Raw genomic sequence first — 21,599 nt, 5'->3', positions numbered from 1 at the left:
AAACCAGAATGAAATGTGAAGATATCGTCCGCTATATTTCTGATTACATTGATGGGGATCTTCCAGTAGAAATACTGGAAGAAGCTGAAAAACACCTGGCAACCTGCCCGAATTGCACGGCCACCGTGAAAACCCTTCGGGAGACGATAAATCTGTATAAGAAATCGTGTAAGACGTGCATCACCCCGGAACACCGGGCTGCTTTACTGTCTGCCATACAAGCATCAGCCAGTCATCATTGCACATAAATCCTTCATTCACGGGTATTTTTGTAACCATTGCGGATATAAATCATCATATTGGTAGCAAATAGTTAATTGGAGGAAGAAATGAAAATGAACGAATCAAGTGTCGATCGGATTATCCGGGTGGTGTTGGGATTGGTATTAATAGCGGCTTTCGTTAGCAACATGGTAACCGGAACGCCGGGTATTGTGCTGGTCATTATTGGCGCGATTGCCCTTCTCACCGGGTTAATCGGCTTTTGCCCGCTTTACTCACTTTTGAAATTCAAAACGAACAGATAAACGAAAAGATTCATTACAGGGGCGGATGTTTTCCGCCCCTGATTCTTCCCATGTCATCATTCAATAAAAAAGGGGGCAGCGAACAAACAGGAGATTTTTTTTCATCCCGTCATTCCACACAACCGACGATCGTCAAATTCAGGGCATCCTGGTGCGGCGTTTAGAAGGCGATGTCATCCGTCCTGAAAAAAAACAGAAGAAGCCTGCAAAGATAAAGTCACATGGCTGCAGTAAACACCGATGATAATCAGAAGGTGCATAACCCGGCACGACCAGACGGGAAAAAGACACGATTCCCTTTTAGTTTCTTTGGATATTTTCTTGTTTACCAGGTTGTTTTAATGTTTTTTGGAATTTAATCATACAGGCTTGACTTTGATGGGTCCAGGTTATTTAACATTGTGGGTTGAGTTATTGGCAGAATAAATCAACATCCTGCAGGCTTTCAACCCATCTGGCAGCGGTTGCTGAATTATTCTTCACCCCTTGACTCTCCCGTAACTGGAGGGATTAAGCTTTACAGGCTGATCAGCACTTCAATCAAACGGAGGGTTGAATGTCAATTATTGAGTTACCGCACAAAGTGGCCGATTTCGCCTGCCCGATTAATGGGCTTGAAGATATGTATGAATGGAAAACAGGGAACCAACTGCCCGGTTACTTCCTGATGGATTTAAGTATGATCGGTTTCATGTATCTGAAAAATAAGAAAGCGCCCGTTCAACGGATGGTCTGTTGGGGGAATGGGACTGGCCGCGTTCAACATGAACTGTTATCAGATATCTTGGGTTATCAATGGACGTTTTCTGAAGGAAAGAGTTTCAAAACAGCCTGGAAGGAGATATGTGCCAGTGTTGACCGAGGGATTCCTGTAATCCTGGGCATGCTGGATATGTTCTACCTGCCGTACTATCCCCGCTTCTACCACAAGATGCATATTCCGCAACACTATGTGTTGTTGGTGGGCTATGATAATGAAAGAGGGGAAGCCTATGTAAAAGACAACGGTCACCTGAATGTAAAGACCATCACCATTGACGATCTGCGCGAGTCATTGAATATCGAGATGCCCGGTCAGGTTAAAAAGAATACCTTTTGCATTGTGGAATTTGGAGATCAGATTGCGCCCCTGAAGGAAATTGCAGAAAAGGGATTAAAAAAGAAAGCCAGCCTGTTCTTGAATCCACCTGTCGGATTTATGGGAATAAAAGGCTTGCGACATTTGGCCAAAGATATTATGAACTGGCCTGCCGAACTCTTTCCACAACAGATCAAGGAAAGCCTGACCTTTCTGGTAACTTTCACGTGCAGTACAGTGCCCATGCCGCCCCAGCGCCTGCTATCCTACCCGATCAATCATCCGGATACCCATCAGGCTATCCGCGACCGTTTCTCCAAAGAGTTATCAGAATTGGCAAAAGAATTCCAACATCCAGAATGGGAACAGGCGTCGTGTGAATTTGCCCTGAGTGGAGAGTTGATCGGTCAATTGACCGATGCCGCTGTGGATCAGATTCTGGCAGGAACATCCTGCATGGAAAAAATGTCAGACTTGATTTCTGAAATTGCCAAACACGAAGAAAAAGCCTTCCAATACCTGCGATAACCTCTACCAATTTTTGGCTGACCATAAACCATACCCGGTGAAAACTTGCCGGGTATGGTTTTTAAATAACCCTTGGACAAAAATATTGATTTCCTTTCAATTTAAGCGAAAATAGATAGAGAGAACAGGAGTGGATTGTGGAGTACTCGATCGGAGACTTTTCAAAAATCTGCCGGTTAGGGGTAAAAACCCTTCGGTATTACCATGAGATCGGTCTCCTGCTTCCCACCCGTATTGATAAATTTACATCCTATCGATACTATAACGAAGAATCTCTCACCCGGGTTGAAACCATAAACCGTTTGAAAGAGTTGGAATTCCCGCTTGAAAAAATCAAGGAAATACTGGATACCTGCAAAGATGATAGTAGCATCATCGAATATATGGAGGAAAGGCTGAAAGAGGTTGACCGGCAAATTACAGAGTATTCCTTAATTCGGGAGAAGATTGAATCGTTCATTCAGCAAGAAAAGCTGGTGCCCGAACCGCTTGGCGATGTGGTGATTAAAGATGTTCCCGGCATATTCATGGCATCCATCCGTTTTAAAGGGCAATATTCAGAAATAAATGGCCATTTGACCCACCTTTTCTCCGTCTTTGAATCGGTGATCAACGGTCCAGCCTTCTGCCTGTACCATGATGACCACCATGCCGATGAAAACATGAACATTGAGTGTTGCCTGCCGATATCAAGAAAAATACCCGCCGCCGGATTTAAGTTTTCGACGCTGCCCGGAAAACGTATGGCCACCATCATGCACAAAGGTGATTACAGCACAATCTGGAAGGCATACCAGAAGATCGTTGACTATTTGAATAAGAAAGATTTCCCTATTGTTCCACCATCCAGAGAGATTTATCTCAGGGGGAAAGGGAAAATCCTACCCGGCAATCCGGAGAATTATTTAACCGAAATACAGTTTCCTGTCATCGATGATGAAGACCCGATAACCAAGTCTATACGCACGAAAATCACATTAAACATCCATGCCTGATGTTTCCATGGGAAAACACATGATAACATGGCACAAACATGACGGATTGCAGGCTCAACAGGCTTCAGAATTAATTGACTATATGATTGAAACTCTCAATGGAGTGCATTAATGGAATATTCAATTGGAGACGTATCGAAGATATCACGGGTTAGCGGTAAGACTTTACATCAATACCATCAGGAAGGCCTGGTTCTGCCCACCCGAATTGATAAATTTACATCACGCCGTTATTTCGATGAAAAATGCTTTCATAGAATTGAAATTATCCACCGTTTCCACAGGTTGGGAATTCCTCTGGAGATTATCAAAGATGTGTTGACCAAACACCGGGATACCCGGAATTTGATCAAACACTGGCAAACCAGGATTGCCGAGGAAGGCAAAATAGGAGAAAACGCGGGTTTGACATTGGATCAGCTGCAGTCAATGCTCGAAGAAACAGTTGACAATGAAACTTTCGTGGGGGAATTGAAGCAAAAAACCTTGCCCATGATTCCCATAGCCAGCATTTCTTTCCATGGGAAACAGGAAGAAATCCATCCCAACCTTCAAAAACTGATGCTTGCCTGTGGCGGCATATCTGCCGGGGAACCGTTTGTCCTGTTTCATGATGACCATCAATATGATGAAGAAATGGATATAGATTGCTGCCTGCCAGTACGAGAGAAAAAAGACATTCCCGGGATTGTCTTTCGTGACTTGCCCGGAGCAAAAGCTGTGACAGTTACCTATCAAGGTCCAACTGATAGAAAATGGATGGGATATAAAAGGATCATCGATTATCTAAACAAACATAAGCTGGCCATCCAATCGCCATCCCGCGAGGTATATCTACATCACCTTGCAAATCCTGGTGAGCCTATCAAATTGGTTCATATCGAGATTCAATTCCTCACAGGTGATCCAAACGATCCAGAATTCAAACGGGATATTGCCCGTCCGGGATACGGAATAGATGCGGCATTTGACCTGTGAGTATTAAAGACAGTTAGCCGGTTAAGATGACAGCCGATTACACCACTCCGGCAAATAAATCGGTTTCTTTTTCACCTTTTTTTACCGGCGGAACGGCACGCATGTAATCTTCGGTGGAATCAAATTGGCGGCGAAACCACCCGACAATTCCACCGCTCATGCCTGCTCCACCCTGGCTGGCATGGCAGGCTGACGCAGCGGCCCGGATATCCGCTACATCCCGACAGTGAATGCGTGCCGTGATGGGGAATTCCACCTCGGCAATCGCAGCCATGTCAATATCCTGATTTGTACCAAATTTGTGTGGATCGCGCCCCAAAAGGCGCCACAATCCAACCGCGAACCGAAGAAAACGCCTCGAAATGGTCTGGAAATAGAGTTTCTGCGGGGTATAAGGTTTCAGGTTTCCACAATCAAATGATGGATCGCCAGCCAGGTTAAATGCTCGAACTGTGGCTTTGTGAATGGCAATATGATCGGGATGATAGTATCCGCCTATCGGGTCAAATGTAATCACCACCTGTGGCTTCAGTCGGCGGATAAATTGCGCCACCTCACAGGCCACAGCTTCGGTGGGTTGAGCAGCCAATGCCTGCGGATGATGATTATCTGCTGTTCCCGGCATACCCGAATCACGGTAACCCAGGAAAAAGATGGATTTAAGACCAAGAGTCTCACCGGCACAGCGTAATTCCGATTCGCGTTTTTCACCTATGGTTTTAAATCCAGCCATCATTTCTTCCGGCATCTCGCCAACTTCACCCCGCGTGGCGCAGACCAGATATACATCTACACCCTGTCTGGCATATAAAGCCAGTGTACCTCCCGTTCCAAATGACTCATCATCTGGGTGAGCCAGAACAGCCAGTAATGTTTTCTTTTCAGTCATGCATTCCTCGCGTTTCCCTGCCTTTTTCTAACTGTGAAAAAGGGGGGTAAACCTCAATATCATCCTCAGGTAATTGTAGTAGCTTTTATTATGTAACCAAATAAAACGCATAAAGTACGATCAAACCGAATCTCATGTCAGGCCCTTTTTTAGCATAAAATACAGTTATGCAATTGATCCTCACTCACGATCAGGCTGATTTTGACGCTGTTGGATCCCTTCTGGGTGCAGCTCTCGTGCATGAAGGTACGATTCCCGTATTGCCGCCTCGTTTAAACCGTAATGTTCGGGCCTTCTTGAATCTCTATGGAGCTGAACTTCCCTTTGTTGAACAACAGGACCTCAGCGGGGAAGTCATCGAATCCATCATTCTGGTGGATACCCAATCACTGGTTACAGTAAAAGGTATGCGTCGTTCGACGCACGTCCGGGTGATCGACCATCATCATCAACGGGGAGACATATCACCCGGTTGGCAAATCTCGCTGGATAAAACTGGCGCCTGCACCACCCTGTTTGTAGAACACATCCATGCTCATAACGGATCCCTTAACCCGATCCAGGCTACGTTGCTGCTGTTGGGCATTTATGAAGACAGCGGCTCACTGACGTATGCCTCAACAACTTCGCGCGATATACGGGCAGCCGCTTACCTGATGGATCAGGGTGCCAGTTTGAAGATTGCGGCAGATTTCTTGAATCCTCCTCTATCAGCCGCCCAACGTCAACTATATGACCGCTTGCTGGCGTCTGCAGAACCCAGGCATATCCATGGCCACACGGTGATCACCGTTACCGGACATGCAGAAGACATGAACGAAGAAATCTCATCCATCGCCCATAAATTGCGCGACCTTCTGGATCCGGATGCACTTTTTGTGCTGGTGACCACTCGTGATGGGGTTCGTATCATTGCGCGTTCTACCAGTGACAGCATTGATGTTGCCCGCATAGCCCGGGAATTCGGCGGCGGCGGGCATGAACGTGCCAGTGCAGCCCTTCTTCACCCGGCAGGCGAAATCACGCCAGCCACATTGCAGGATCTACTGGATTCCACGAAAAAACAACTGGATGCCTTATTGCCTACCTGTGTGCAGCCATCTATACGTGTTCGAAAAATCATGTCCCGAAAGCCATTGTTGATCTCACCGGGAACATCCACTCAGGAAGCCCAGGCATTGATGCAAAAATATGGCTATGAGGGTTATCCGGTGGTGAATGACGGCCGGGTTGTTGGTCTGCTTACCCGGCGGGCAGTTGACCGGGCGATTTCACATAAACTCAACCTGCCCACATCCAGTCTGATGGAAGCCGGAGAAGTGACTGTTTCTCCCGATGATCCCATTGAAACCTTACAGGATGTAATGACCTCCACAGGCTGGGGGCAGATTCCAGTAGTGGACCCCTCCAAGAAACAGGTCATCGGCATTGTTACCCGCACAGACCTGTTGAAAACACTGCATCACGGTCAGATCAGCCTGCCCGGTCATATTAACCTGGCTCATAAACTTGAACAATCTCTGCCGCCTGCCCGGAGGGCTTTGTTGCAAATTATAAAACAGGCAGCAGAAGACCATCACCTGCCAATTTATATCGTAGGTGGCTATGTTCGAGATCTCCTGCTCGATCGTTCCGGTATTGACTTTGATATTGTGGTCGAAGGCGATGCCATCCGACTGGCAAATTTCCTGAGTCAGGAATACGGCGGCCGTGTAGTAACCCACAGTCGGTTTGGTACAGCCAAGTGGCAGATCAAAGAAATTGCTGAAACACTCTCGAAACAATTGGCCGAATCATCGATTTTAAATACGGCCGAATTTCCAGATGCGCTGGACTTCATCAGTGCCCGGACAGAATTTTACGAATATCCCACCGCCCTCCCAACTGTTGAACGCAGCAGTATCAAGCTTGACCTTCACCGCCGGGATTTCACCATCAACACCATGGCTCTGCGGCTTAACGGACGGCATCATGGCGAACTGTATGACTTCTGGGGTGGCCTGGCTGACCTACGTCAAAAACGGATCAGAGTGCTGCATTCCCTGTCATTTGTAGATGATCCGACCCGTATGCTGCGGGCGGCCCGTTTTGAGCAGCGCTTCCATTTTCGAATTGAATCCCGGACGCTTGAATTGATCAAGCAGGCCAGCGATCTTCTGCGTCAGGTCTCTGGCGATCGGATTCGTCATGAGTTCAATCTGATCTTTCAGGAAGATGATCCGCCTGCGGTTTTTCGGCGGTTGGAGGAGTTAAATTTATTGGAATCGATCTTCCCCGGTCTACATTGGGGGAAAGATCAAACAAAAGACTGGGATAATCTGATCAATCACCTTAAACTGACACACCGAAAAGAAAAGACCATTCCGGCAGAATTCTGCTGGCTGGTACTCTTCCATTCATTTAATTCTTCCCAGATGGCCAGCATATGTCAGCGGCTGAAGTTGCCCTCCAGCTTTTGCCGTATTTTGGAATCGTCCGCCAACGTTCAATCGCGTTTGCCTGAGTTGGAGTCGCTATCGATTGTAGAAATCGTTAATTACCTGGATAACCAGCCTGAAACCGCCCTCGTAGCCGGGGCAGCCTTCAATCCAGATAACCCGGGCGGTGAAATCATCATGAAATATCTGACCACATGGAGACATATCCATCCCACCATCAACGGTCGGAATCTTGAAAAGCTGGGGATACCACGCGGGCCGTATTACCGCACCATACTGGACACTTTGCGGGCAGCCTGGTTAAATGGCGAAATCAAAAATAAAGTGGAGGAAAACATGCTTTTATCCACATTGATCCAACGGTACGAATAATGCACGTACAACCTTAACCATCTATGGAAACCAGCGTAGAAGAAAAACAATGGGTGGAAAATGTTTCCATCCGCAAATTGCAGAAGACCGACTTACCCGCCCTCGAATGGGACGGTGAATATACCCGCTACCGTGAAGTCTACCTGATGGAATTTGAGCGGTCTCAGATCGGTTCATCCATTCTATGGGTGGCAGATAAACCGGTAAACGGTATCATCGGGCAACTATTCGTCCAACTGAATGCTGAACGTCAGGAACTGGCTGATGGTTTTTCGCGGGCTTACATGTATGCATTCCGCATCCGTCCGCCATATCGTGGAGCGGGATTGGGCACCCGTATGATGCATGTGATGGAAGAAGATTTGATCCGTCGGGGATTCAAATGGGTCACTTTGAATGTGGGTAAAACCAACTATGCCGCCCGCCGGCTTTACAGCCGGTTAGGTTATCGTGTGGTTGCACATGAAGCGGGGCGCTGGTCGTACCACGATGAAAAGGGGATCCTCCGGAATGTAGAAGAGCCGGCCTGGCGCATGGAAAAATTCATTGCGCAGGTTTTATAAAACACAACCACAGCGTTTTTCGCCCCCATTTATCTTCACAATCCTTACGATGCACCAGGGTAAGGGTTTCCTGAAACCAGACGATATCCGTTTCAGTTAATTGTGTGGTTGACAAACCGTTTTCCGACCGGCAGTGCCCATACAGGAGGAGATATCCTCCGGGTTTTAACCAACGGCTGACCAGTCTACGATAGGATTTTCTTAATGGTTCATCAAAACTGTGGTAACAGCCAATATCCAGAACAAGATCAAAAGAGCCATCAAAGAATTTTGCCGCCGTAATATCTATCGCCATAAAATTAACGACCAGGTTCGATGCAGTCAGGCGCGCCCTGGCCTGATCAATTGCCCGCCAGGCATAATCTACTCCACAAACCTGCCAGCCAGCCTGGGCCAGGGTCAGGCAATTTGTGCCAGTCCCGCAGCCAATATCTAACGCACAGCCAGCCGGATGCGATTTTATGAATTCCAGCAATTCAACCGGAGATTGACGGGTATCCCAGGGAGGTCGCTGGAAATACCGCAGGTTTGTGTTCAACCTGACCACCCACCTCTTTATCGATTTAATGGTTCACCTCAATAAAAAAAGCTTTCAACAATTGGTGTGTTAATCATATCAACAACACAGATTTCCTGGATTTCCCGGAAAAATGACAAATTTGGCTCTTTCTTCCTGAAGATCGTATGCTTTTGTATGCGAAATATGCTGACATTTGTCTGCTTTACAGAAACCGTCTATCCATATAAAATTATCCGGCGTTATTAGCTCATTTTTCTTCGGAAGGGTTCGTTCATGAAAGAATATACGACTGAATCGATCCGCAACATTGCGCTGGTTTCACATAGCGGTGCCGGCAAGACCATGTTTGCCGAAGCCTGCCTCCATTTTACCGGAGCGACCACTCGTATCGGTAAAATCGATGATGGCACCACTGTTTCCGATTTTGAAGATGAAGAAATTCGGCGCAAAATTTCCCTTTCCACCTCAGTCATTCCGGTGGAATACAAAGACCACAAAATCAACCTACTGGATACACCGGGATACACCGATTTCATCGGCGAAGTAATCTCGGCGCTGCGCGTTGCGGATGGCGCGGTGGTCCTGATCGATTCGGTTGCCGGTCTTGAAGTCGGAACGGAAATTGCCTGGCATCATTGTGACACCATGAAACTGCCTCGTTTCGTAGTGATCAACAAGATGGAACGCGATAATGCTAACTTCCGTAAAGCACTTTCCAGCATCCAGGAGTTTTCATCAACACGTGTCATTCCGGTCCAACTTCCCTGGGGAGAAAAAGCAGAATTCCAGGGTGTGATTGACTTGATCACCATGAAGGCCTATAAGGGTGATGGAAAGACTGTGGTTGATATTCCGGCAGATCTGAAGGCAGAAGCAGAAGAAGCCCGCACCGTTCTGGTAGAAGCAGCGGCTGAAGGTGAAGATGCCCTGCTTGAAAAATACCTTGAAAGCGGCGAATTGACAACCGAAGAAGTACAACGCGGTTTATGCAGCATGGTCCGCTCCTGCGGCTTCATTCCTGCCTTCACCGGTTCATTAGGTATTGAAACAGGAATGGCTCCTCTGCTGGATGCCATCGTCTCCTACATGCCGTCACCGGCCGATATACCAGCAGTTATTGCCCAGAACAAGGACAAAGAGGAAGAATTGAAAGCCTCAGACACCGGACCTCTGGCAGCATACGTCTGGAAAACTACTGCCGATCCGTTTGTCGGTAAACAGACATTCTTCCGCCTGTATTCAGGAACCATCGCATCAGACAGCCATGTCTGGAATCAGAACAAAGGTGTGGAAGAACGTTTTGGTACGGTGAGTATTGCCCGCGGTAAAGAAACCATCCCGGTGAAATTATTCCACTGTGGAGATATCGGTGTCGTTCCCAAGCTCTCTGAAACCTCCACCGGTAATACCCTGAGCGACAAAGCCCATCCGCTCACCTTACCTCTGCCGGTGTACCCGAAAGCCCTCTACCAGGTCGCCGTATTCCCCAAAACACAGGCAGACTCAACAAAGATCAGCCCCACATTAACCCGCCTGTGTGAAGAAGACCTCACACTTTCATGGCATAATGATGCCACCACATTACAAACCATCTTGACCGGCATGGGCGACCAGCATATCGATGTGGCCATCCGCCGGGCGGCGCAAAAATTCCAGGTCAACCTGATCATTTCAGAACCCAAGGTTCCGTATAAAGAAGCCTGCAATAAGAAAGCAGAAGCTACCTACCGCCATAAGAAACAGACCGGCGGTTCCGGTCAATTTGGTGAAGTAGCTCTGCGCATTGAACCCTGCCCCGACAAAGATTTTGATTTCACCTGGGATGTGTTCGGTGGCGCTGTCTCCCAAAGCTACAGCTCATCCATTCAAAAAGGTATTTTGAGTGTTATGAAAGAAGGCGTTCTGGCCGGATACCCGATCTCCGGTGTTCGCGTGTCCGTCTTTGATGGCAAAGAACATCCGGTTGATTCCAAACCAATCGCTTTTGAAATCGCCGGCCGTGAAGCCTTCAAACAAGCCTTCAAAGATGCCAATCCTGTTCTTCAAGAACCTATCATGAATGTCAAAATCACTGTTCCTGAAGGGAATATGGGTGATGTGCTTGGTGACTTGAACACTCGCCGCGCACGCGTTCAGGGTATGGAAACCGAAGCCGGACATTCAACCGTCACAGCCCATGTGCCGTTGGTGGAAATGCTGCGCTACACCACCCAGCTCCGGTCCATGACCGGCGGTCGTGGGGTGTTTGACATGGAACTTGACCACTATGAGGTTGTTCCAGCCCACATTACGGCTGAAATCGTTACCGCCCGCCAGAAAGAGCTGGCGGCCAAGAAAGAAGAGTAATTTCACACCAATCCAAAGGCCTCTCTCGCGAAAAATGAGAGAGGCTTTTTCTTTTTTTAGGGTTTTTATACTTTCATTATTCCGCTTTTCAGTACAATAAATCTGGTTGCAGTTATTCAATTGTAGAATCAGGTTAACTTTTTTCCATCAAGTAAGCTTTTACTTAAAAGAAAATGACTCGACTACATATGCGAATTGCAGCACCTGGCATTAGAAGCAAAATCATCATTATCATTATCTCTGCCGTTTGTCTTTCCATCGGAATTACAACCGTTATCAATTACATCTATCTTTCAAATTCATTGACACGATCCACAGGAGAGAAAATTTCTGTAATATCAGAAAGAACCAGTCAACTGGTAGTGGATGAAATTGATTACGAGATAAAGATTCTGAAGACGATTTCTTTTTCTCCTTATATCATTTCAGGAGTTAAGTCAGCGAACCAGGAATATGAATCATTATCTGTAGAAAAACAACTTGAGATGTACCATGATCGTGAAAACGACTGGACGGATACCTCATCGAAAGAAACAAACAGGCTCATTACCGAAATCCTCAATTCTCCCATGAGCCATTTTCTGCAGGAAATCCAATCGATTGATGAAAAGGAAATTGAGATCTTTGTGACCGATCGTCATGGCTATAACATAGCCATGACCAATAAAACTTCAGATTATTTTCAGGCTGACGAAAAATGGTGGCAATTCGCCTCAACAGGGAAGATGTATGTCAGTCCGCCGATACTCGATCAAAGTACCCAAAAGTGGGCGATAGATCTGGCCGTACCAATTTATGATTCAGCTTCACCAAACACTCTGATAGGAATCGCTCGTGGCACTGTGGATATTACCCGCCTGTTAGATTCTGTTTTTAATATCCAGTTTGGTGAAAGCGGGAAAGCTGTTTTTATCAGCTCAGATGGGAAGGTTTATACCAGAGAGGGGAATGCACTTCATATCGAACCTGCTTCCAATGATTTTTTACTTTCTCTGGAGAGCAATAAAGATCGTTGGATAAAGGAGTTTTCTGGTCTGAATGGCATGATTTATGTTGCCGCCATCAATGAAATATCAAACGAGAATCAATCTATCGGATGGCTGCTTGTTCAGGTTGAACGAGATGAGGTGAAACGCATGGTTTTATCATCCATGCAAGAAAATCTGGTCATTGCAGCCTTACTGATCATACTCCTGGGATTTACCGGAAGCCTGCTGTCTCAAAACATTCTGGAAGGAATAAGGGTCCTTACGGATGAGGTCCGCCAGATCGCTGCAGGAGATTACACACATACATTTTCTGGAACACTTTCCTCTTCAAGTGATCCGGAAATCAAGAGCCTTTTGGATAGTTTTTCCCGTATGAAAGAAGCCATACAGGAACGTGAAAAAACCATTCAGAAAAGTGAACAAAACTACAGGCATCTGGTTGAAACCATGAATGAAGGGCTTGTCATGGTTAATGAAAACAGCCTGATTATGTATGGTAATCCCAGATTGGCAGAAATGACCGGCTATTCTCAATCTGAATTACGTGGGATGGATATCTTTAAATTTTTTGCACCGACAGAAAAAGAGAATATTGCCTTCCAGTGGACTGCCCGGTTGATGGGTTTACAGAATTCGTATGAATCAGAATTGATGTCTAAAAATGGTTCTGTCATACCGGTACTGGTATCTCCGCAGAGGCTGGTCGGTGAAAATGACGAATTCACCGGCAGTCTGGCAGTGATCACAGATATTTCAACAAACAAACAGGTGGAACGAACACAGCGAAAGAAGATTAATGAACTGGCAAGTCTTCGAAAAGTTGATACAGCCATTCTGACTTCGACCTCATTTAAGTCTGTCGCCCAGACAATTCTTGATCAAATACACATGGAGCTTGGTGCAGATGCAGCTTCCATTCATTTCTTCCACCCACATTCGACAAAATCCAGATTATCTCGGGCTTTACTCCTCGGGAAAACAAGTCAATGCGCCAAAGACAACATCAACCATGATCGTATTCGCATGCACAGCCAGAAAAAAGAAAGTGCTCTTTTTACTTCGGGGATTGAAGATCAAATCATCTGGAAAGAGCTTCAATCGAAGGGAATTAAAACATTATTTATATCTCCCATTCTGGCAGGTGATGAATTAAAGGGTATCGTTGAAATAGCCTACTGTACATTAAGAGATATTGATGATGAATGGATGAGCTACTTCAACGCACTGTTGACCCAAACTGCCGTGGGAATCGAAAAAACAGAACTGTTTGAAAAACTGCAAACCCGTAACAGGGAGTTACAGGAAGCTTACACATCTGCCATAACCGGATGGGCAAAAGCGCTTGAATTACGTGATGAAGAAACCAAAGGGCATTGCGATCGGGTGGTGGCTATGTCCCTTCAAATAGCAAAAGCTTTCGGATTTCAGGGTGAAGATCTGGAAAACTTCCAGAGTGGTGCCTTTTTACATGATATTGGCAAGATGGGCGTGCCTGATAGTATTTTACTTAAACCCGGACCCCTTACCAGTGATGAGTGGAAGATCATGCGAAAACACCCGGTATTTGCCTATCAACTCCTTACCGGGATTCCATTTCTTAAAAACGCATATGAAATTCCTTATTATCACCACGAACGGTGGAATGGGTCAGGGTATCCACATGGATTGACCGGAGAAGATATTCCCCTTTCTGCCCGGATTTTTGCGGTAGTGGATGTTTGGGATGCTCTTACCAGTGATCGTCCGTATCGGAAAGCATGGCCAAAAGATAAAGCCCGGCAATATCTGGAAGAAAATCGCGGCATCCTGTTTGATCCGCAAGTAGTGGATAGATTTCTCTCTGAGAATTTTCAAGATAAGGAAGAATAAATCTATTAAAATAGAATTATCGGATTTAATATCAATATGGATGCAGAATTCCTTGAAAAAACCTGGGGAGAAATATTATCACGCCGGCCAGCCCGGATTCGGCGGATGTATGCCTTATTGGATGAAGCCAGTCAGAAAGAGGTGATGGATCATCTGCGCCGGATGGTTTCAGAAGACGGTTGGCAGGAATCGCAGGTGATCAGTGCAAGAGCCGCACTGGCTGCTCTTGAAACGAAAGATTCAATCAAACATGCCCGTTGATTCGATTACGAAGAACCGCATGGCAAAAGGGATCTCTCTGGTATTGGTCTGGGTGATCCTCCTTTTGGCGCTCACTTCTGCTATTGCCTCAGTCTCCAGCGAAAATACCCTGGGGACTGATTTTTTCATCTATTATGTAGCCGGGCGTCACATCATTACAGACGGCCTCTCACCCTACGATGAATCAGTTGGCGAGGAAAGTCAGATGGCTATCTTGAAACACCTGGCCAATAAAAACGAAGATCAACTCCGGTATGTTTATCCGCCATACGGGCTGATCCCGATTCTGCCACTCGCGGGGCTGCCTTTCCCACTTGCACAGGCTGCCTGGATGGCATTTACCCTCTTATGCCTGGTCACTGCAGTGATATACGGCTTTGAGAAAGCCCCTCCCTGGCTGCCTGTATCCATGTTATTCCTGTATCCCCTCTCATTTGGACTTCTACTCGGCAATCTAAACATGCCGGTCATTTGCAGTCTGATTGTTCTAGCCGGCCGCCTGCCCCATCTGGATTCAAAAAACCAGTTTGAAGCCTGGTTGTTGGGTTTCTTTATGGCCTGGGCAACGATTAAACCTCAGTTTTCCTGGTTTTATCTTATTTTCTTTTTTCTTCTCGCGTTAAAAAAGAAACAGAAAACCGTCCTGATAAGTTTTTTTGTCGGTTGCCTCTTCTTTCTGTTATTCAGCTTCTTACTGGTTCCCGATTGGATACCGCAATGGCTGGGGTTGCTGCGCCGTTACCCCGGATACATCGGAGGGCGCATTCCCATAACCCCACTGGTTCACGCCCTATCCCCCGGTGGTGAGATTATGACATACTCTCTATTAGGACTGCTCTTTGCGGGATTATCCATCTGGCTGATGATACGGTGGTGGAGAGGGCAATTTCCATCACTCGGTCTGTTGGCCTGGGGAGGTTTTGCTGCCTATGTATTTCACCCGACTGGATTATCATATGATCAGGTTATCTTTCTTTTGCCTGTCATGTTCTGGGTTTGGTTGATGGGGCAGAAACAGCCATTTTGGGCCAACCTGGTCTGGTTTATATTCATTGCGGTTTCCTGGCTGTTTGTCTATTTGAGCCTTTCCCAAATCTGGATTGGCGCCACATATTATGGTTTGTTCTTTCTTTTTATCATCTGGCTGGTTTTCGGCTTTTTTGTCCATCCAAAATTCTTGCTTTTCATAGATCTGGAATAAAAAAAGCGGGCAGTTCATTTGATAACGCTGCCCGCTTTATGAACTACAAATTTCAGATACTACCGATGGGAATGTCCCCGATCGCCACCGCGGTCACGGTCACCACCGGATCGTCCGCCAAAGGATGAACGTCCACCGGAGCGGCCGCCGCGGTCACCACCGTTGCGATCTCCATTTGGGCGGCCCTTGCGGTCATGTTCTGCGGCTTCTTCCACAGTCCAACCTTCCAGAACAGCCTGACGCGAAAGGCGGATCTTGCCCTGTGGATCAATTCCTGTGACCATAACAGTCAGATCGTCGCCCATCTGGACGATATCTTCCACCTTGTTGACACGTTCTGAGTCTAGCTGGCTGATATGCACCATACCATCAACACCCGGCAGGATCTGTACAAAAGCGCCAAAGTCAGCGATACGAACAACTTTCCCGGTATAGATGCGGCCAATTTCAGGAGTTTCGGTCAATCCTTCAATACGTTCACGGGCAACCGATTCACCGGCGCCATTTGTAGCAGCAATGTAAACCGTACCATCATCGTCAATATCGATCTTTGTTCCGGTTTCTTCCTGCAGGCTGCGGATGTTTTTACCGCCAGGGCCGATGATGGCGCCGATTTTATCCACAGGAACCTTCAAAACCGTAATACGCGGAGCATGCGGTTTCAATTCTTTGCGAGGTTCAGGGATTACTTCAGTAATCTTTTTGATGATGAACAGGCGAGCCGTTCGGGCTTGAGCAAGGGCATTTGCCATGATCTCGGGAGTAATTCCGGCGATTTTTATGTCCATCTGCAAAGCCGTAATGCCTGCTTCTGTTCCAGCCACTTTGAAGTCCATATCGCCAAGGTGATCTTCCAATCCCTGGATATCGGTCAGGATGGTGTAATCAGCACCTTCTTTGATTAGACCCATGGCCACACCGGCTACCGGGGCTTTAATCGGTACACCGGTATCCATCAGAGCCAGGGTTGAACCGCAAACCGATGCCATCGATGAGGATCCGTTGGATGACATGACCTCAGAAACCAGACGCAGGGTATAGGGGAAGGATTCTTCCGCCGGGATAACAGGAACAAGAGCCCGTTCAGCGAGGGCACCATGACCGATTTCGCGGCGAGACTGTCCTCGCAGCATTTTCACCTCACCAGTGGAATACGGTGGGAAATTGTAGTGATGCATATAGCGTTTGGTATCCACCGGGGAGAGATTATCAAGCTCCTGGGCTTCTTTGGGAGTGCCCAGAGTCGCCATGGTCAAAACCTGAGTTTCTCCACGTGTAAACAGACCGGAACCGTGCGCGCGCGGGCTGATACCAACTTCACACCAGATCGGGCGAATTTCCGTCAAGGCACGTCCATCCGGTCGTTTGCCCTGTTTCAGAATGCGCTCGCGAACAACTCGTTTGTAGACTTCTTCAAACGCCTCGCCGACCTTTTTAGCCTTTTCAGCGTCTTCACCAGCTTCCGCCAACAGATCGGTTTTGATTTTTTCCACCGCTTCATTGAGCTCGGCTTTGGTATGAGGGGCATCCAATGCGTTGTTTAATAAACCGGCTGCTTTTCCGAAAACCTCATCCACCACGGCGGAATCAATAGGAAATACAGGGACTTCACGTTTGGCTTTTCCAACTTCGGCTGCCATTTGAAGCTGGGCATCCACAAGTGGTTGGAGGGATTTATGACCGAAAGCCAGAGCTTCGACCATATCTTCCTCAGAAACCTCATCAGAACCACATTCCACCATCAAGATGGCATCACGTGTACCGGCTATGCGCAAATCAAGATCGGATTTCTCGATCTCGGGATATGTCGGATTTACAACCAGTTTCCCGTCTATACGGCCAATACGAACGGCACCAACAGGCCCGGCCCACGGGATATCAGAAATCATTAATGCTGCTGATGCTGCATTTATGGCCAGGATATCCAGGGGATTCTCCGTATCTGATGATATGGTGAAAAGGATAACCTGAACCTCATTACGCATGGATTGATCAAATAGCGGGCGCAGCGGGCGGTCTGTGAGACGTGAGATCAGGATAGATTCAGTGCTCGGTCGTCCTTCGCGTCGGAAGAAGGAACCGGGAATTCTCCCACCGGCATACATGCGTTCTTCATATTCCACGGTCAGAGGGAAGAAATCCTGCCCCTCGCGTGGTTCCGCTCCCATAGTGGCAGCAGCAAAAATAACAGAGTCGTCCAATCGTACAGTGACGGCTCCGCCGGCCTGTGCGGCCAGTTTACCGGTCTCAAAGACGACCGATTTGCCGCCTACATTGGCGGTGAACTGTTTGACATTTGGTGTCATCTTTCTTTCCTTTTCCCGCCTGTCAGGGACTGAAAGCCGGGGAGGACAACGTCCTCAACGAATTTCAATTCCCAACCGGCGGACCTAAAAAATTTGCTAAGAGAGCAGGTAGTTGGCGTTTTCTCCACTTGCCTGCTCTCACATTCACATTACTTCTGGCGGATGCTCAGTTTTTCGGTGATGGCAACATAGCGGCTGTAGTCTTTGCGGCGCAAGTAGGCCAGCAGGCGGCGGCGATGTCCAACCATCTTGAGCAAACCACGTCGTGAGGAATGATCCTGCTTGTTGCTGCGCAGGTGTTCGGTCAATTGTGCGATCCGTTTGGAGAGAATGGCGATCTGCACTTCAGCCGAACCAGTATCACCTTCGTGTTGGTGAAACTGTTCGATAAGTTGGGTCTTTGCTTCTTTTGTAATCATTTGACTTCTGCACTCCTTTTGAATTTTTCGCAGGTCTCCAGATTCGCAGTCGGTGTGAACCGCAAACCGGACCAGTCAAGATAAAGATTATACCAGATATCCGAAATCACGTTTTTACCTGTCAATCTGATCCTGTATAACCTTGCGCAGGCTCACCTGACTTTCCACCGGAAAGGCGGGCAGGCATTTTCGGATCAATCTTCCCAGAATGGGATTCCCCGTCCGGTTGTAGCACTGTCTGAGGAAATAGACAGTTTCGATTGGTGAGCGTCTCGCCAGTGAGTTGATCAGAGGCTCCAGTTCATGCATGGTTGTTCTACTGGTCAGCTCCACCGGGTTGGTCAACAAACGATAAATGACCGGCAAATTTTCAAAATCACGATCTTCGATCACACCTTGTAAAGCCCGAAAACCTATCAATTGTTGTGCCAGGAATTCCGAGTTCACCCAGCGTTCCACCAGGTCAAACCAGACCTGCAGGTTTGATAACCGGAGTTGCATTCCACTTCGCTGCAACAGAGCTTCCTGCACCAGAGGATTTTCCTGCGGCAGGCAATATTGAACCAGTAGTTTTGCGGCTGCTTGCGGCTCTTTTCGCGCAGCCAGACCGATCAATGAAGCCGCCACCAGCTTTGGCTCCAGATATGAGTCTTTCCATAACTCCTCTGCCAGTTTCAACCCGGATAGAGGATCTTCCTCCACGGGTTTTTGCAGAGCTTGTTCCACCGCCTGCAAAAAAAGCGGCGGGACTCCATACCTTGGAATCAACGGTGCCGGCCGAACCATGTTTCCCGGCCGGGTGACTCTGTCGGCATAAAATTCCAGATGATCCGTCAAGCGGCGTTTAAACTCAACAGGCTGCTGAAGGCAGCCTGCCAGTTCATCAGCCTGTTTTTTCAATCGAGATAATTCAACAGCCGGCATGGTTCAATACGCGCGTGCGAAATATACCTTTTCGCTCGCCGGTTTTCCACAAACAATGCACTTGCCGCTCCCACCTTCTTGATCCAATGGGATATTGCGGGTGGTGGCTTTGGTATCTTCCTTGACTTTCGCTTCACAGGCGGCGTCTCCACACCACCAGGAATAAGCCCACCCTCCCTGTAAAACTTCTTTCAATTCATCATAGGATTTTGGATCAAAGACATGAGCTTTGCGGAAGTCCACGGCTTTTTGGAAGATACCGGTCTGGATCTGGTCTAACATATCGCCCACTGTTCTGGCTGCATTGACCTGTGGAACAAAAGATTTTCCATCCCGGCCGGGAATGTCGCGGCGTGCCATGGCAAAAGTGCCTTTTTCCACATCTTTCGGGCCGACTTCGATGCGCAGCGGAACTCCACGGAGTTCCCAATCGTTGAATTTGAAGCCCGGGGTGACCTCTGATCGGTCATCTACCTTCAAACGGAAACCGGATAATTCAGCTTTCAACTTTTCTACCACCGGCATAACCTTTGAACGTTCTTCATCGTTTTTATAAATCGGAATGAGCACCACCTGATACGGAGCAAGCCGCGGTGGTAATACCAATCCCTGATCATCACCATGAGCCATGATGATGGCGCCTACGAAACGGGTAGAAAGTCCCCATGAAGTTGTCCAGACATGTTGGAGTTGATTGTTCAGATCAAGATACTGGATATCAAAAGCTTTGGCGAAATTCTGGCCGAGAAAGTGGGACGTACCCGCCTGCAAAGCACGGGTATCTCCCATCATGGCTTCTATGCTGTACGTCTCTTTGGCTCCGGCAAACCGCTCTGTGGCGCTTTTCCGTCCGCGAATGACCGGGACGGCGGCCTCTTTTTCTGCAAAATCGGCATACACATCCAGCATCCTCAGTGTTTCTTCTTCGGCTTCCTTCTGGGTGGCATGGGCAGTATGCCCTTCCTGCCAGTAGAATTCCAGGGTACGCAGGAAAAGCCGTGTGCGCATCTCCCAGCGGACGACATTCGCCCACTGGTTGATCAGTACAGGCAGGTCACGGTACGATTTGATCCATTTGGAATACATATATCCGATAACAGTTTCGGATGTCGGCCGAATTACCAGAGGTTCTTCCAGTTCCTGCCCGCCGCCAATGGTTACAATAGCCAGTTCGGGGGCAAATCCTTCTACATGTTCCTTTTCCTTTTCCAGGAAAGATTTGGGGATTAACAACGGGAATGCGGCATTCACATGACCGGTTTCTTTGAACCGTTTGTCCAGGTTTTGCTGCATGTTTTCCCAAAGCGCCCATCCGTATGGACGTACAACCATGCACCCACGCACAGGGGCATAATCGGCCATTTCGGCCCGTTGGATTAACTGGTTATACCATTCAGAATAATTTTCACTGCGAGTAGGGAGTTTTTCTTCAGCCATTGTTTACCATTCGATCAAGAGAGATTGGCATCGCTCAACAGTCTGACAGCCGATTCAATATCGGCAGCAAAGCTGATGAGCGTGCGGTCATGAGCCGTGATGTATTCATCCTGTGCTCTAAAAATACTATCAAAAATTTGCTTCCATCCCTGTCCAATCAGAATTACCGGTTTTACCGGGATGGCATGAACAAGCACCTGATTCCATAAAACGGATATTTCCGTCAATGTTCCCACACCGCCTGGAAGGGCAATGGCAGCATCACACCGGCTGACCAGGTTCATCATCCGGTCGGTAAGGGTGACAAACCGCCACTCTTCTTTAACCCAACGGTTCGGTTTTGTTGGCCTGAAGGCTTCAATTTCGTCACAGGTCACACCGATAACATGCCCGCCTGCTTCGGCCGCACCTTTTGACGCCGCCTCCATCATGCCGATATAGCCGCCAGTCATCACAATATGTCCGGCATTTGCCAGGTAAGCTCCAAGTCTGACTGCCTGTTGATAATCCTCATCTTCGGGGCGGGCACCAGCACCGCCAAAAACAGCTACTTTCATCGCCTTTTAGATCTCTCCGTCTCAGGTTGAGGGGTATCCCATGTGCGGTTGTAATTGATTTTCAATTTCTGCAAAACAGCATCTTCAAGATTAATATCATTCAATCGGGCCAATTGAAGAAGATAAAGAGTTACATCGGCCAATTCTCCAGAAAGTTCTTCGCGGCTTTTAGTTTGCTCATTCCATTGAAAATGTTCTAAAATTTCCGCCGCTTCTAGCGACAGGGAAATGGCAATATTTCGTGGAGTTTGCCGGCGGGGACTGTCAGGTTCATACCAGCCCTTTGATCGGACAAAATCATCCATCGCCTGAGAGAGTTCACTCAGCTGCATCCATCCTCCAACTGTCTCCGAATTGGCTAATTATACCCGTTCTATAATTGTCAATCCGGATATCGCCATT

At 47.6% G+C, this 21,599-nt stretch carries 19 protein-coding genes; 11 read left to right on the top strand and 8 right to left on the bottom strand.

Features of this window, described 5'->3' with window-relative positions; genetic code table 11:
• The first annotated feature begins 8 nt into the window (after positions 1-8).
• From LTAR_RS00345 to LTAR_RS00325, 5 genes are all read left to right on the top strand, one after another.
• Positions 9-248 (top strand): anti-sigma factor family protein, encoded by a 240-nt coding sequence (locus LTAR_RS00345; RefSeq protein ID WP_062420145.1) that lies wholly within the window; start codon positions 9-11, stop codon positions 246-248.
• Positions 249-335: 87 nt separating this feature from the next.
• Positions 336-527: a YgaP family membrane protein gene (locus tag LTAR_RS00340; protein WP_236686555.1), complete on the top strand. Its 192-nt coding sequence runs from the start codon at positions 336-338 to the stop codon at positions 525-527.
• Between the two features lie 556 nt (positions 528-1,083).
• The gene (locus LTAR_RS00335) at positions 1,084-2,133 is read left to right on the top strand and encodes a BtrH N-terminal domain-containing protein (RefSeq protein ID WP_062420143.1); all 1,050 of its coding nucleotides are present in this window, start codon (positions 1,084-1,086) and stop codon (positions 2,131-2,133) included.
• Positions 2,134-2,270: 137 nt separating this feature from the next.
• Positions 2,271-3,128, top strand: coding sequence for a MerR family transcriptional regulator (locus LTAR_RS00330; RefSeq protein ID WP_062420142.1), 858 nt, complete (start codon positions 2,271-2,273; stop codon positions 3,126-3,128).
• Positions 3,129-3,239: 111 nt separating this feature from the next.
• Positions 3,240-4,106, top strand: coding sequence for a MerR family transcriptional regulator (locus LTAR_RS00325; protein ID WP_062420141.1), 867 nt, complete (start codon positions 3,240-3,242; stop codon positions 4,104-4,106).
• Between the two features lie 37 nt (positions 4,107-4,143).
• Here LTAR_RS00325 and LTAR_RS00320 read toward each other — a convergent pair whose 3' ends face one another.
• Positions 4,144-4,995: a PIG-L deacetylase family protein gene (locus tag LTAR_RS00320; protein ID WP_062420140.1), complete on the bottom strand. Its 852-nt coding sequence runs from the start codon at positions 4,993-4,995 to the stop codon at positions 4,144-4,146.
• A 167-nt stretch (positions 4,996-5,162) separates the two neighbouring features.
• On the opposite strand from LTAR_RS00320, the gene LTAR_RS00315 reads away from it, so the two are divergent.
• Together LTAR_RS00315 and LTAR_RS00310 are read left to right on the top strand one after the other, a co-directional pair.
• Positions 5,163-7,805: a CBS domain-containing protein gene (locus LTAR_RS00315; protein WP_062420139.1), complete on the top strand. Its 2,643-nt coding sequence runs from the start codon at positions 5,163-5,165 to the stop codon at positions 7,803-7,805.
• 23 nt (positions 7,806-7,828) lie between these two features.
• Positions 7,829-8,368 (top strand): GNAT family N-acetyltransferase, encoded by a 540-nt coding sequence (locus LTAR_RS00310; RefSeq protein ID WP_062420138.1) that lies wholly within the window; start codon positions 7,829-7,831, stop codon positions 8,366-8,368.
• Here the strand turns inward: LTAR_RS00310 and LTAR_RS00305 are convergent.
• The gene (locus LTAR_RS00305) at positions 8,349-8,906 is read right to left on the bottom strand and encodes a class I SAM-dependent methyltransferase (protein WP_062420137.1); all 558 of its coding nucleotides are present in this window, start codon (positions 8,904-8,906) and stop codon (positions 8,349-8,351) included. The two genes, LTAR_RS00310 and LTAR_RS00305, sit on opposite strands and share 20 nt — an antisense overlap.
• A gap of 255 nt (positions 8,907-9,161) precedes the next feature.
• Between LTAR_RS00305 and fusA the strand changes: the two genes are divergently transcribed.
• The 4 genes from fusA to LTAR_RS00285 all read left to right on the top strand — a co-directional run bounded on the left by fusA (position 9,162) and on the right by LTAR_RS00285 (position 15,554).
• A complete protein-coding gene (fusA, locus tag LTAR_RS00300) occupies positions 9,162-11,234 on the top strand; it encodes an elongation factor G (RefSeq protein ID WP_062420136.1) in 2,073 nt (690 codons plus the stop codon).
• A gap of 173 nt (positions 11,235-11,407) precedes the next feature.
• Positions 11,408-14,092 (top strand): HD domain-containing phosphohydrolase, encoded by a 2,685-nt coding sequence (locus LTAR_RS00295; protein ID WP_081419715.1) that lies wholly within the window; start codon positions 11,408-11,410, stop codon positions 14,090-14,092.
• A 36-nt stretch (positions 14,093-14,128) separates the two neighbouring features.
• The gene (locus tag LTAR_RS00290; RefSeq protein ID WP_062420134.1) at positions 14,129-14,353 is read left to right on the top strand and encodes a hypothetical protein; all 225 of its coding nucleotides are present in this window, start codon (positions 14,129-14,131) and stop codon (positions 14,351-14,353) included.
• Positions 14,354-14,372: 19 nt separating this feature from the next.
• Positions 14,373-15,554: a glycosyltransferase family 87 protein gene (locus tag LTAR_RS00285; RefSeq protein WP_062420133.1), complete on the top strand. Its 1,182-nt coding sequence runs from the start codon at positions 14,373-14,375 to the stop codon at positions 15,552-15,554.
• Between the two features lie 59 nt (positions 15,555-15,613).
• Here LTAR_RS00285 and LTAR_RS00280 read toward each other — a convergent pair whose 3' ends face one another.
• The 6 genes from LTAR_RS00280 to LTAR_RS00255 all read right to left on the bottom strand — a co-directional run bounded on the left by LTAR_RS00280 (position 15,614) and on the right by LTAR_RS00255 (position 21,529).
• Positions 15,614-17,860 carry a polyribonucleotide nucleotidyltransferase gene (locus LTAR_RS00280; RefSeq protein ID WP_062420132.1) on the bottom strand — a complete coding sequence of 749 codons (2,247 nt, stop codon included), beginning with the start codon at positions 17,858-17,860 and terminating at the stop codon, positions 15,614-15,616.
• 149 nt (positions 17,861-18,009) lie between these two features.
• The gene (gene rpsO / locus LTAR_RS00275) at positions 18,010-18,279 is read right to left on the bottom strand and encodes a 30S ribosomal protein S15 (RefSeq protein WP_062420131.1); all 270 of its coding nucleotides are present in this window, start codon (positions 18,277-18,279) and stop codon (positions 18,010-18,012) included.
• Between the two features lie 114 nt (positions 18,280-18,393).
• Positions 18,394-19,203: a hypothetical protein gene (locus tag LTAR_RS00270; protein WP_062420130.1), complete on the bottom strand. Its 810-nt coding sequence runs from the start codon at positions 19,201-19,203 to the stop codon at positions 18,394-18,396.
• A 3-nt stretch (positions 19,204-19,206) separates the two neighbouring features.
• Positions 19,207-20,640: a proline--tRNA ligase gene (gene proS, locus LTAR_RS00265; RefSeq protein WP_062420129.1), complete on the bottom strand. Its 1,434-nt coding sequence runs from the start codon at positions 20,638-20,640 to the stop codon at positions 19,207-19,209.
• Positions 20,641-20,654: 14 nt separating this feature from the next.
• The gene (locus LTAR_RS00260; protein ID WP_062420128.1) at positions 20,655-21,197 is read right to left on the bottom strand and encodes an LOG family protein; all 543 of its coding nucleotides are present in this window, start codon (positions 21,195-21,197) and stop codon (positions 20,655-20,657) included.
• Entirely contained in the window at positions 21,194-21,529 is a 336-nt protein-coding gene (locus LTAR_RS00255; protein ID WP_062420127.1) for a nucleotide pyrophosphohydrolase, read from the bottom strand. The genes LTAR_RS00260 and LTAR_RS00255 overlap by 4 nt, the downstream gene beginning before the upstream one ends.
• Between the last annotated feature and the right edge of the window lie 70 nt (positions 21,530-21,599).

The organism is Leptolinea tardivitalis (assembly GCF_001050275.1).
Lineage (GTDB): Bacteria > Chloroflexota > Anaerolineae > Anaerolineales > Anaerolineaceae > Leptolinea > Leptolinea tardivitalis.
This window is presented reverse-complemented; position numbering and strand designations above follow the sequence as displayed.